9 protein-coding genes are annotated in these 13,180 nt (G+C 39.5%); 5 read left to right on the top strand and 4 right to left on the bottom strand.

The window, feature by feature from the left end; genetic code table 11:
- Nucleotides 1–80: 80 nt before the first annotated feature.
- Nucleotides 81–1,574, bottom strand: a complete 1,494-nt coding sequence (gppA, locus tag CWB78_RS12865) for a guanosine-5'-triphosphate,3'-diphosphate diphosphatase (RefSeq protein WP_138595942.1) — start codon at nucleotides 1,572–1,574, stop codon at nucleotides 81–83.
- Between the two features lie 45 nt (nucleotides 1,575–1,619).
- A complete protein-coding gene (gene rhlB, locus CWB78_RS12870) occupies nucleotides 1,620–2,897 on the bottom strand; it encodes an ATP-dependent RNA helicase RhlB (RefSeq protein ID WP_010392673.1) in 1,278 nt (425 codons plus the stop codon).
- A gap of 91 nt (nucleotides 2,898–2,988) precedes the next feature.
- On the opposite strand from rhlB, the gene trxA reads away from it, so the two are divergent.
- Complete coding sequence (gene trxA / locus CWB78_RS12875; RefSeq protein WP_008109071.1) at nucleotides 2,989–3,315, top strand: thioredoxin TrxA; 327 nt, start codon at nucleotides 2,989–2,991, stop codon at nucleotides 3,313–3,315.
- A gap of 188 nt (nucleotides 3,316–3,503) precedes the next feature.
- Nucleotides 3,504–4,763: a transcription termination factor Rho gene (gene rho / locus CWB78_RS12880; RefSeq protein WP_010392671.1), complete on the top strand. Its 1,260-nt coding sequence runs from the start codon at nucleotides 3,504–3,506 to the stop codon at nucleotides 4,761–4,763.
- Between the two features lie 79 nt (nucleotides 4,764–4,842).
- On the opposite strand, the gene CWB78_RS12885 is transcribed toward rho, so the two are convergent.
- Nucleotides 4,843–7,665, bottom strand: a complete 2,823-nt coding sequence (locus CWB78_RS12885; protein WP_138595944.1) for a tetratricopeptide repeat protein — start codon at nucleotides 7,663–7,665, stop codon at nucleotides 4,843–4,845.
- Between the two features lie 170 nt (nucleotides 7,666–7,835).
- Here CWB78_RS12885 and CWB78_RS12890 point away from each other — a divergent pair, with 170 nt between their 5' ends.
- Entirely contained in the window at nucleotides 7,836–8,417 is a 582-nt protein-coding gene (locus tag CWB78_RS12890) for a DNA-J related domain-containing protein (protein WP_138571049.1), read from the top strand.
- Nucleotides 8,418–8,425: 8 nt separating this feature from the next.
- Here the strand turns inward: CWB78_RS12890 and dbpA are convergent, their stop codons facing one another.
- The gene (gene dbpA / locus CWB78_RS12895; protein WP_171040349.1) at nucleotides 8,426–9,814 is read right to left on the bottom strand and encodes an ATP-dependent RNA helicase DbpA; all 1,389 of its coding nucleotides are present in this window, start codon (nucleotides 9,812–9,814) and stop codon (nucleotides 8,426–8,428) included.
- Between the two features lie 193 nt (nucleotides 9,815–10,007).
- Here dbpA and CWB78_RS12900 point away from each other — a divergent pair, with 193 nt between their 5' ends.
- Nucleotides 10,008–12,083 (top strand): TonB-dependent siderophore receptor, encoded by a 2,076-nt coding sequence (locus CWB78_RS12900; RefSeq protein ID WP_138595948.1) that lies wholly within the window; start codon nucleotides 10,008–10,010, stop codon nucleotides 12,081–12,083.
- A gap of 135 nt (nucleotides 12,084–12,218) precedes the next feature.
- Complete coding sequence (locus CWB78_RS12905; RefSeq protein WP_138595950.1) at nucleotides 12,219–13,160, top strand: tetratricopeptide repeat protein; 942 nt, start codon at nucleotides 12,219–12,221, stop codon at nucleotides 13,158–13,160.
- The last annotated feature ends 20 nt before the right edge of the window (nucleotides 13,161–13,180 follow it).

Below are 13,180 nucleotides of genomic sequence, written 5' to 3' on the forward strand. Positions count from 1 at the left end.
TTGAAATAAATGACTGTTCGAACAAAAATACAACTAAAAGCTCATTTTAACCACTAAAAACTCCGCGAAAGCCGGATTAACTAACTCACTTTAAGTTTCCAACCGCATTTTTTTTGATACTTAATCTCTTGATTTAGCTCACTTGCCATCAATGGGTGGTTTTTTAACCAGTTATTTTCAAATTGAATCACTAACTCTTCATTCTCAGCTGTTATCTTAAAGTTTGGCAACACATCATCTTGTCGACGCATAGATAAAATAACGGCAATACGTAATAGTCGAACCATATACGCGGCAACAATACTATGTGCACCTAAATGATCTAAGCATCCCTTTTGAAGGTCCCAGCGATGACTATGTGCTATAGCAACGATCACTTTGTGCTCTGATTGTGAAAAACCGGGCATATCGGTATTTTCTAAAATATAAGCGGTATGTTTGTGGTACTGCTTATACTCTATTAATAAACCTATTTCATGAAGCTGCGCGACGGCATTCAAAAGCGGCAATCCGTTTTGTGCTTCAATCGGCCAATAATGACTGACTTCATTAGCTAACAGTGCAGCTAAACTTGATACTCTAGATGCTTGCTTTTGATCAACATGATAACGGTTCATAAAACCATCAATAGTACGTTGGCGAATGTCGGTATTATGTAGCTCCGGTAGCATGCTATATAAAACACCTTCACGAAGAGCTCCACCTGCTAACCCCATTTGTTCTATTTCTAGTGACTCAAACAGTGCAATTAAGATAGCCAGCCCAGATACAAACACTAACCGTCGCTCTTCACTTAACCCTGGTAAATCGAGTTCAGCTATTGTTTTGTAAGCTATGGATTGTTGTTTGATGGTGTAGAGCTTTTCAAGTGTGAGCATTTCATTTAAATTTTGTGCCACCATAATTTCTTGAATAGCTTGCACTGTACCTGACGCACCAGAGGCAAGTTGCCAACCAGCTGTTTTATATTCAGGTGCTATTTCATCAACAACATTTCGCGCTGCTTTTATAGCAGCATTAAAGTTTGCTTCATTTAATTGGCAATCTTTAAAGTAGCGTTCGAGAAAAGTCACGCAACCAATATTGAGGCTCTTATAGTGACGCGCTTCAAAACCTTGGCCAATAACAACCTCGGTACTCGCTCCACCAATATCAATAACCAGCTGCTTGCCAGTACATGAAGAGGTATGTGCAACCCCTTTATAAATCGTTCGTGCTTCTAGCTCGCCGCTAATAACATTAACTTTATGCCCTAATATTTCTTCTGCACGTAGTTTAAAGTCGTCGGCGTTGGTTGCTAAACGAAGTGTTGCAGTGGCAACAATGGTGATGTTTTGCGCTGGAATATCTTGCAACCGCTCTGCAAACAAGGCCAAACATTCCCAGCCTCGTTGCATAGCCTCTAAGCTCAATAAATTATCATCATCAAGCCCAGCCGCGAGTCTTACTTTACGTTTGACGCGTCCTATTGTTTGCAGGCCGCCCGCCATTGATTTGGCAATAAGCATATGAAAGCTATTTGAGCCTAAATCAATGACTGCATATACATTTTTTTGCGGTTTAAGTTGCCCCACCGTTCAAAAACCTCTAGTTACAAATACAATCAAACTAACGATCGGTTAAGACCGTCCTTTTTGGTAACCATTATTTGGGCGACGTCCGTTGTTATTACTACGATTACGTGGACCAGTAGAAAAATTACGTTTTCTATGAATAGTCGGCTTCGTTAAATCATCTAACAATGCACTTTTATCGTAATGTGATAATGGAATGCTGTGCTCAATGTATTCTTCAATTTCATGAAGGTTATAAGCATATTGCTCACACGCAAAGCTAATTGCATGACCTGAAGCGCCTGCTCGAGCTGTACGACCAATACGGTGAACGTAATCTTCGCAATCGTCAGGTAAGTCAAAATTAAATACATGACTTACTTCTGGAATATGCAAACCACGTGCAGCAACATCGGTAGCCACTAAAAAGTCTAGCTCGCCTTTACTAAATTGCGCGAGTATTGACTGGCGTTTCTTTTGGTTTACATCACCGGTGAGCATACCCACTCGATGTCCGTCTGCTTTTAACCATGCATATACGGTTTCACAGCTATGCTTGGTATTAGCAAAAACAATGGCTTTCTCAGGCCATTCTTCTTCAATCAAGGTTAACAACAGCTTAATTTTATCTTCTTGTGAAGGATGAAATAGCTCTTCTTGAATACGTTTACCTGTTTTTACATCGGGCTCTATTTGCACATGCTCAGGGTTGGTCATGTGTTCAAATGCAAGCTCTTGCACACGGTACGATAGCGTAGCAGAGAATAATAAGTTTAAACGCTCTGACGTATCTGGCATACGACGGAACATATAACGAATATCTTTAATAAAACCTAAATCGAACATACGATCGGCTTCATCTAGCACGACTACCTCAATTTCATTAAGGGTGTAACAGCCTTGCTTATATAAATCGATTAGGCGACCTGTGGTGCCAATTAAAATATCAACGCCTTTTTCTAGTTGTGCACGTTGTTTTTCGTAATCTTCGCCACCATATACTAAACCTAAGTTAAGATTACAGTGCGGCGCTAAAATTTTTGCATCTTTGTGTATCTGAATCGCAAGCTCCCGAGTTGGGGCCATGATCAGGGCTCTTGGATGTTTACTAGGTGCTTTGCTAGATTGTAATAACCGGTGGCACGTGGCAGTTAAAAATGCCAACGTTTTGCCAGTACCTGTTTGTGCTTGGCCCGCAATATCGCGCCCTTCACAAATAAAAGGTAGGCATTTAGCTTGAATGGGTGTGCAATATTCAAACCCACTTTCGGTTAACCCGGCAACCACTTCCGGTGCAATAGCAAAGTCTGAAAACTTTTTATCGGTCAAATGTGTCTTAGTCATAGCGTTTAAGCATAACGTTTAAACTTGCAATAAGAAACAAGAGTGTTTAAATACGCACTAAATATTTCGCCTAACTAAACCGGAGAGCGCAATGAGCGAGAAAATAATCCAAATTACCGACGATAGCTTTGAAGCTGACGTATTACAATCAGACAAACCTGTACTAGTAGACTTTTGGGCAGAATGGTGCGGACCGTGTAAGATGATCGCCCCAATTCTAAGCGAAGTTGCTGATGAGTTTGATGGCCGTGTAACTATCACTAAATTAAACATTGACCAAAATGCAGGCACACCACCAAAGTTTGGTATTCGTGGTATCCCTACACTACTACTTTTCAAAGATGGTCAAGTAGCTGCAACTAAAGTAGGCGCACTATCAAAAACACAATTAGTTGAGTTTTTAGAAAATAACATCTAATAAGTGTTAATTAAAAAAAGGGCTCTCAGCCCTTTTTTTATAATTTATTTTGCAGAAGTACTGGACGCTGCTGTAATGACCTGCTAGTTTATAAAGCCAACTAATCCTTAGTTATATTCAACGAACCTCACTCAACGATCTAATAAAGCGATTTTGAGTATGACAACTGTAATAAAGAACCCACCAATATGCATTTACGCGAATTAAAAGACAAGTCTATAAAAGAGCTTGTAAACCAAGCTGAGTCCATGGGGCTCGAAAACGTAGCCCGTTTGAGAAAGCAAGATATCATTTTTGCAATTCTTAAATCACACGCCAAAGGCGGAGAGAATATCTTCGGTGGTGGTGTTTTAGAAATTTTGCAAGATGGTTTTGGCTTTCTGAGATCATCAGAAGCTTCTTACTTAGCAGGCCCAGATGATATTTATGTATCTCCGAGTCAAATTCGCCGCTTTAGTATGCGTACTGGCGACTCTATTTCAGGTCTTATTCGTCCACCAAAAGACGGTGAGCGTTACTTTGCTCTACTGAAAGTAAACGAAGTTAACTTTGATAAACCTGAAAACTCTCGCACTAAAATCCTTTTTGAAAACCTAACTCCCCTTCATGCAAACGAACGTTTTCGTATGGAACGTGGTAACGGCAGTAAAGAAGATATTACTGCACGAGTTCTTGATTTAGCATCACCAATTGGCCGCGGCCAACGTGGTTTATTAGTAGCACCGCCAAAAGCGGGTAAAACAATGTTGCTACAAAATATTGCGCAATCAATCACACATAATCACCCTGACGTTACATTAATGGTTTTACTTATTGATGAACGCCCGGAAGAAGTTACTGAGATGCAACGCCTAGTAAAAGGCGAAGTTATTGCATCAACATTTGATGAGCCAGCTTCTCGCCACGTACAAGTTGCGGAAATGGTTATCGAAAAAGCAAAGCGCTTAGTTGAGCATAAAAAAGACGTTGTTATTTTACTTGATTCAATCACCCGTTTAGCACGTGCATATAACACGGTTATTCCATCATCAGGTAAAGTACTAACCGGTGGTGTAGATGCTAATGCGCTACATAAACCTAAGCGTTTCTTTGGGGCTGCACGTAACGTTGAAGAAGGCGGTAGCTTAACAATTATTGCGACGGCGCTTATTGATACCGGCTCTAAAATGGATGAAGTTATCTACGAAGAGTTCAAAGGTACAGGTAACATGGAACTACACCTTAACCGTAAAATTGCGGAAAAACGTGTATTCCCAGCTATCGACTTTAATCGCTCTGGTACACGCCGTGAAGAATTACTAACTAAGCCAGATGAACTACAAAAGCTGTGGATTTTACGTAAAATAGTACATGACATGTCAGAAATTGACGCCATGGAATTTTTAATTGATAAACTATCGATGAGTAAAACCAACGATGAGTTTTTTGATTCGATGAAACGTAAGTAAGCTAAACTCTAGTTAAATCAACGTTTCTAAATAAAAAAGACACCAAATGGTGTCTTTTTTGTTTTTAGAGTAAGTTAATTTATTCGTATTTTTTAAACAGTGCCTGTAAGTTATTGACTAATGTTGTTAGCCTTTGTGTATTTATTTGTGGCTGAAGTAATTCATCGTCTAGCGCTTTTGCCGCTAAGGCTATGTCTTTAAACTCGAACATTTGTGCCGCCCCTAACACTCGATGGCTATCTTTTTGTAGTGCCTGATAATCAGCATCTTTAAAGTGTAGCTCAATAAGCTCGCTTTCTTCGGCTAAACTTTGTTGAAAGCTCGTTACTAAATCACTCATATCAACATGAATCTGTTCAGTTGATACCTCTGTATTTGCAGCATTTAAGTATTTTGCTAGCACAGTATAAAAAGACTCTTTATCGATTGGCTTTGCTAAATAGTCACTAAACCCAAGTGATAGGTAATGGTCAATTTCGTGGCTCATGGCATTGGCCGTTAATGCTAAAATAGGCTGCTCATAACCACATTGCTTGAGTAGTTCAAACGCAGAAATACCATCCATAACAGGCATTTGAATATCTAACAGTACTAAATCTGGGTATAGCTTTAAACTTTGTTCTACTGCTTGCTCACCGTTTTCAACGGCAATCACTTCTAGCCCAAGAGAATGTAAATAACGACTGATCAGTTTGCGGTTATCACTGTGATCTTCAGCAAGCACCACCTTACCCGATAATAATCTGTGTCGCTCATCTGACTTAGTTTGCTGATCGTCATGGCAAACTTGCTCTTCAACTTGTATACAAGGCAAATAAAATGAAAACTCACTGCCTTTTTTAAACTCACTCTGCACACTTATGTAGCCACCCATCATCGCCGCTAATTGCTGCGACAAGCTCAAACCTAGTCCTGTGCCACCAAAACGTCGACTAATACTGTTATCTGCTTGGCTAAAACACTCAAAAATAAGTTTAAGTTGAGATGAGCTCATGCCAATCCCAGTGTCTTTAATCGAAAAGAGTAACCCTTGCTCGGTTTTACTAACACCAATAGTTACTTGCCCTTTATGAGTAAACTTAATGGCATTAGCACATAAATTAATAAGAATTTGTTTTACTCGCGTTAAATCTAATCGCGTAAAATAGGATTTTTCTAACTGGCAGTCTAAAACTAACGATAAACCTTTCGCTTTAGTTTGAGGAGAAAACATAGCGTGAATATCGTTTATAAGCTTCACCACATCAAAACAACTAATATTAAGTTCTAACCGGTTTGCCTCTATCTTACTTAAGTCCAACACATCATTAATCAAGCTTTTTAAATGCTCACTTTGACGTTGTATTACTCTAAGCTCATCTTGTAACTGTTCCGGCTTGTATAGACCATTAATAAGATCATCAGTTTGTGCCAAAATAGCAGTTAACGGTGTTCTTATTTCATGGCTTATATTCGCTAAAAACTGGCTTTTCACCTCGTTTGCTTCACGTAGCTCTTGCGCCACACTTTGTAGCTCTTTAGTACGCTGTTCAACTTGTTCGCTTAACTTTAACTTAGCTTGCTTTTCTGTTCGGCGCTTATAAACAGCAATTACCGTAATTAAAATTAATATGGCAACAATCACCAACAAAAATGTTAACTGTGAACGTTTAGCTATTTGCAATTCTTGTAAGTATTGTTGTTGTTTTAATTGTTTAATTTCTTGGTTTAGCTGATTCGATTCAAACTGGATTTGAAATTGACTGACCGCTTTTGAGGCTTCTTCGGTATTCACACTACGCTGATAATCAACGTACTGTTGGTGTAAATTTAGCGCTTTTTCATAATCCCCTAAGCTCGCATTTATTAGTGCTTCAATTCCTAAGCCATCTTTAATACGCATGCCATTATTGTACTCTTTGGCAAGGGTAATTGAGTGCTCTGAGGTTTGTTTAGCACTTTGCGTATCACCTTGTACAAATTGAACAATTGACAACACATGTAACGCTGCCGCCAGTAAAGACTTATTATCTGCCTCTATTGCAAATTGTTGGCCCGCATTAGCGTGATAAAAGGCAACATCAAATTTATTTAGCTTAAGGTTGATGGTGGCTAAATTTGTATGCTTGGTAGAAAGTTGAAACGCATTATTAACGCTTTGATAGTAACGTAAGGCCAACTGATTATAATGCAGTGCTAATTGGTACTGTCTCGATTCTGTGTACGCCACCCCCATATTACCGTATGCTTGGGCAACACCGTCTTCATCGCCAAGTTCTTGAAAAACTTTTAAAACCTCACGGTACATCTCAAGAGCTGACTCATATCGAGAGAGACGAATATAAATACCGGCAATATTATGTAATATATCGGCCTTATCTTGTGCGCTCCCCTCTTTTTCATAAATTACTTTGGCTTGCTGATAATAATCAAGAGCTAGCTCCATGTTATACATATCAAAATAAGCAAGCCCGATATTACTAAGTAAATTAGCCTGTTTTATCGGACTTTTAAGCGCAATTGCGATGTTTAACGCGCGGCTATAATCAACGACCGCTTGTTGCACTAACCCTTGATAATAAAGCACAACTCCTTGCATTTTAATCGCACGAAAGAAAAGTTTAGGCTGATCTTTTAACGTACTATTGGTCTCTAGCAATTTAAAATATTTTAGTGCATTGGCTAAATCACTTTGCGCAAACGCCAGCTCAGCTAAATCGCTATAAATAGTAATGCGTTGTAAATTTGGAACATCAGGGTTCGATAAGATATCGGTTGCAAGGCGATGCTTTTCAGACCATGCTTGTTCAAGATTAAACTGCTCAAACAAACTTGGCTGCTCATTTGATAAAGCGTCATTTGATGCACTACTTAAAACAGCCAAAAAGCCAATAAAGCAGATGCGCTTTAACTGAGTCAGCATAAAAATATCCTTAAATCCTTGCTAGCCATAACAAAACGACACCCAAACCAAGTATAAACATCTAATTTAGACCAATTCAAAACAGGCACTCACGCCCACTCCTTGGGGTTTAATGTTATTTGGGTATATGATAATTTATCCAAGATACACTAATTAATAGATTGTAAACAATGCTTAACCCTCTGATAGATGAGATTTTTGAACTATTAATCAATAAAAAAGTGTGGATGGTTCATACTTTAGCATCTGAGTTAAAACAACGTGGGTTTCTTGATACTTTAGCTGCCGAGCCTGAGCGCGACCTATTTAAGCGCAATTTTTTAATTATGAATGCGCTTTATCAGCTACAACAGCAATTAATGCCAAAACAACAATTAGTCGTTAAAAGCTTACATATTGAACTAGTAAACAGTTCCAGTTATAACCAACTACATCCTAACGATCCACTACGCGACTATTATTTAAACTGGCAAAATTTTGAAACATCTACGGATGAAGTCAAGGCGTTATTAGATAGCTTTTGGCAGCAATTTAGTAGGCCTACTTATCGCGAAATTCCGCTGAGTAATGAGCAGCAACAACAACTGCTGGTGCGTTGGCAATTAACATCGCCAGTCACACTAAAAGCATTACAAAAGCGTTGGCGACAACTTGCAGTGCAGCATCATCCAGATAAACAAGGGGGTGACAATGAGGTGTTTAAACAACTAAAAATAGAGTATGAGCAACTCAAGGCGAGTTGCTCAGATTAGATCGAGAGTTAACGCGTTAGCCGACGAGCACGAATTTTACGTCCTTTAATATTACCTTCGGTTAATTTGCGTAACGCTGGTTTAGATGAGTTACGCTCTACCGCAACAAATGCCACGTTATCAAGTACGTTGATTTTACCAACTTGGCGCCCAGCAACACCGTCTTTTCCGGTTAATGCGCCTAAAATATCACCCGCGCGCACTTTTTGCTTTTTACCCGCATCTATCATCAGCGTCACCATTTCAGGTTTGTATGGCGGCTTATCTAGTAGGTTATAAGATGGCATTGGCTCAGGAGTAAAGTCACGCTCGTAATGGTCGCCAATTTGAGCCACTTTAAATTGCTCTGCCTCACCATAAATAGAACACGCAACCCCTTTTTTACCTGCTCGCCCTGTACGGCCAACACGATGTACATGAGTTTGTGGATCGTGAGCTAAGTGATAGTTAATCACCATGTCCATGTCATCAATATCTAAACCTCGTGCAGCTACATCGGTAGCCACTAAAATAGACGCACTTTTATTCGCAAAATGAATCAGTGTACGCTCACGGTCACGCTGCTCTAAATCACCATGCAGCGCCACCGCACTAAAGCCTTCATCGGCTAAATCATCACATACTTGCTGCGTTTCAACCTTGGTATTACAAAACACCACACAGCTTTGCGGGGTAAATTTAAGAAGTAACAGCTTAAGCGTTGGATAACGCTGTTTATTATTATCCATTTTGTAGAAGTATTGCTTAATCGTGCTTTTTTCTTGCTGCTCTTCTGCTTTAATCATTTCTGGATTACTAAGTACACGCTTAGCAATAGCTTCGATTGATTTTGGAAAAGTAGCACTAAATAACAACGTTTGACGATTGGTTGGAATGCGATCAATTATGGCATCGAGAGTGTCTTGAAAACCCATATCAAGCATTTGGTCGGCTTCATCAAGTACCAGGGTTTCAACATCATCTAAACGCAATGTACCTTTGCGAATATGATCGTCAACTCGCCCCGGTGTACCCACAATAATATGTGCACCATGTTCGAGTGAACCAATTTGCGGCCCAATTGAAACCCCACCACACAAAGTTAAAATCTTAATGTTATGAATACCACGCGCTAGTTTACGCATCTCAACCGCCACTTGCTCTGCAAGCTCACGAGTTGGGCATAATACTAGCGACTGAATACGAAAGCGTTTTACATTTAGCTTGGCTAAAACGCCTAAACTAAATGCCGCTGTTTTACCTGAGCCTGTTTTGGCTTGGGCAATAATATCTTTGCCACTTAAAACAGGTGGTAGGCTTTGCGCCTGTACAGGCGTCATTTGGGTGTAGCCAAGCGTTGATAAATTATCAACTAACCCTGAAGGTAAGGCCAACGATGAAAAAGCAGTTGCAGTCACAGTAAATTCCATAGCAAAAAATAACTCGAGAAAAGTCTCAATTAATATGCGGCTAATAATAGCAGAATTAACAATTAGCAACCATTAGCAACGTACGATTAAAAGTTGCAATAAAGATATTGCAAATGATAGTTGTTTTCATTAAGATCTGCGGCGTTTTACTACTCTAATAATTCTAAGCCGGAAGCCACTAATGAAACTTAACCCTCTTTTTATTGCACTTTTAGCCAGCACCTCTGCAAATGCATTTGCCAACACCGCAAATATAGAACGCATTGAAGTTAAAGGTAGCTACTTCAACGACTACAAAGTAGATAATGCCAGTGGGGCAATGAGAACCTCAACCTCATTACTCGATACCGCACAGTCAGTTACCGTAATCACTGACACAATCGTTAATGAGCAACTAGCAACCACTCTTGGTGAAGTATTGACCAATGATGCTAGTTTAACTGCAGGGTCTAAACAACGAAACAGAGAAGTATTTAACTTACGTGGTTTTCAATTAAGCTCATCAACCGGCTACCTGCGTGATGGCCACCAGCATTGGTCTCATTACCAACAACCCATTGAAATTTTAGAGCAAGTAGAAGTTATTAAAGGCCCTTCAAGTATTTTGTATGGGCAATCAGGCCCCGGTGGCCTAGTTAACATGGTAACTAAAAAGCCAACTGCACAAACGCTATTTAGTGCCAGTGCCGATGTTGACCAACATGGTTCAACTCGCTTTATGCTTGATGCTGGCGGCGCACTCACCGAGGCTGAAGATTTACGTGCCCGTGGTGTATTAGTAAAACAAGATGTTGAATACTGGCGAGAATACCAAAATGGTGATAACCGCGAACGCGATCGCTTCTTAGGTGCCTTAGTGGTTGATTACGATATTAGCGATAATGCCCTAGTACGTGTTCATTATGATCGCACTGATGACGAAGCAGGCTTAGATACTGGCGCTTGGATAGATAATGATGCCAACATTATTGGCGATGACAAAACAATTCGTGATATGTCATGGGCCTTTACCGACATTACTGTTGAAAACATGGGTATTGATTTCAAAGTATTTTTAACCGATAACTGGCAAGTAAATTTAGGCTACAATGAGCAAACGTTTGAACGCCAGCGCTTTGAGTCAGCACCACGTAAGCCAAGTGACTTTATCGAAGGTGATAGTTACCCGTCACGTCCTTACGATCGCTTCGATGATTGGCAGTTTAAAACTGCTTTTATTGACTTCATTGGCGAATTTGAAACAGTGGGTTTACATCATCAATTACTTGTAGGCGTTAACTCACTGGATTATTACTACGGCCAATTACGCACATCTGCTGATACGATTAATTTTTCTGCCGATCAAAATGAGCCTAATCGCCCAAATATAAGTTACAAATCAGATGACACTATTAGCTCATCTGCTTACGACTACTACGGGGTTTATATCCAAGATTTAATTTCATTCTCACCAGAATGGCAACTATCACTGGGTGGTCGTTACGATAAACAAAGTAAAGAAAACAGCAATAACGAATCGTTCGTACCTAAAGTTGGTGTACTTTACCATCCAAATGCCTCTGCAACTGTTTATGCAAGCTACTCAGAAGGATTTGAGCCGCAAAACGAAACATTAGTAAATGATAAAGATGTTAATAACGGTATGAAGCTCGATGCTATTACCTCTGAGCAAAAGGAAATTGGGGTGAAATGGCAACTGTTTGATGACCGATTAATGCTTAGCGGTGCCTTATTTGATATTAGCAAAACAGGCACCTTAGTGAGTGAAGATCTTGTTAACCCTATCGGTGATATAACGAGCATTACCACGCAGGCAGGTGAGCAACGCCATAAAGGTTTTGAGCTTGCAGCTCAGGGCGCTGCAACTGACCGTTTATTTGTTATGGCATCAACCATGTATTTAGATGCTAACTATGAGCGTGATGAAAAATTAGAGGGCAAACGCCCTACTGATGCTCCAAAATGGTCTGCCTCTTTATGGACACGTTATGAACTCAATGACGCTGTTGCTTTTAATGCAGGTGCGTTCTACGAAGGAGAGCGTTTTGCTGATAACGCTAACACCGTAACAAAAGAGGGTTATACTCGTGTTGATATTGGCGCAACCTACAAGCTTAACTTAAATAACAACGATATTAACTTACGTTTAAATATTGAGAACTTATTCGATAAAAACTACCTAGCCGGTGGCGGTTTAAATAACGTTACCGTAGGTGAAGGCACTAGCGTACGTTTAGCTGCACAATTTAGCTTCTAAGCTGATTCTCTACAAAGCCCATATTAAAAAGTATGGGCTATATAAACTAATCCTATATGACATAATTACTTACAGTTTGCTGCTTTACTAATTTATCACTTGCTCTAAAGTTGTAAATTAACAAGGAGCCTTATTATGTTGCTTTTCAATACTAGTCAGTCATTCCCTCATTTTACACACGTTCAGTGCTGCCCTGACTGCAACAACAACAGCTATCACTTAGTTAATCAAAGCCGCTTTTTACGCTTTACCATTTTTCCTATATTTCCGATCAAGTTAAGCTATAAACGCGAGTGCTATCAATGCGGACATAGTGAGGCTATCAATATTAAAACGTTACCTCTGTTTGAAAAGCTTAGCCTACCAAAATACTGTATTGGATTAATTTTATTACTATGGGGGGCGTTATTTTTTTATCAAAAGCACCTCAACACTGAAGCACTAAAACAAAGCTATTTAACCTCCCCAAAAGCTTATGATACCTATTTAGTTAAAGCCGATAAGTTCACTCACGAACCATGGACACTCACTAATTTAAAAGTTGCGCAAGTACTCAGCTTTGATGAGCAATTTATAACGTTTCAGGTGAGTAATTACAGCTATAAGCGCACTAGTGCCATTACCACAGCGATGCGTGCAAGTTTATTAGTACAAAGGGATTACTTTTCTTCTCAAACTATTACTCTGCCTCGTAGTGAAATAAAACGTTTATACGAAGATGACATTATATTTGACGTGCTACGCCCACAAGCATATTCACTTTATGGCGGGTTTGTGATGTTTCCACCTAAACCTAAACCTCTTTATAAAGGCTTAAAGCTCGATGAGAATAATCAGCAAGGGATTATTTACTATAAAGATAAGCAATATAACGAAGCGCTTGAAAGCTTTAACCTAGCAGCAAACTCAGGCTCACAATGGGGTCAACTAAATCTTGCTCAAATGTATCGTGATGGACAAGGTACAAAAAAGAACATTCAGCAAGCGATTTATTGGTATAAAAAAGCCATTGCTCAAGGTAATAGCAAAGCTAAATACGAACTTGAGCAACTATGCAAAACAACTCAGTGCGAATAAAATAAAGTAGCGTTACCACC

The organism is Pseudoalteromonas sp. S1612 (genome assembly GCF_005887175.1).
Taxonomy (GTDB): domain Bacteria; phylum Pseudomonadota; class Gammaproteobacteria; order Enterobacterales; family Alteromonadaceae; genus Pseudoalteromonas; species Pseudoalteromonas undina.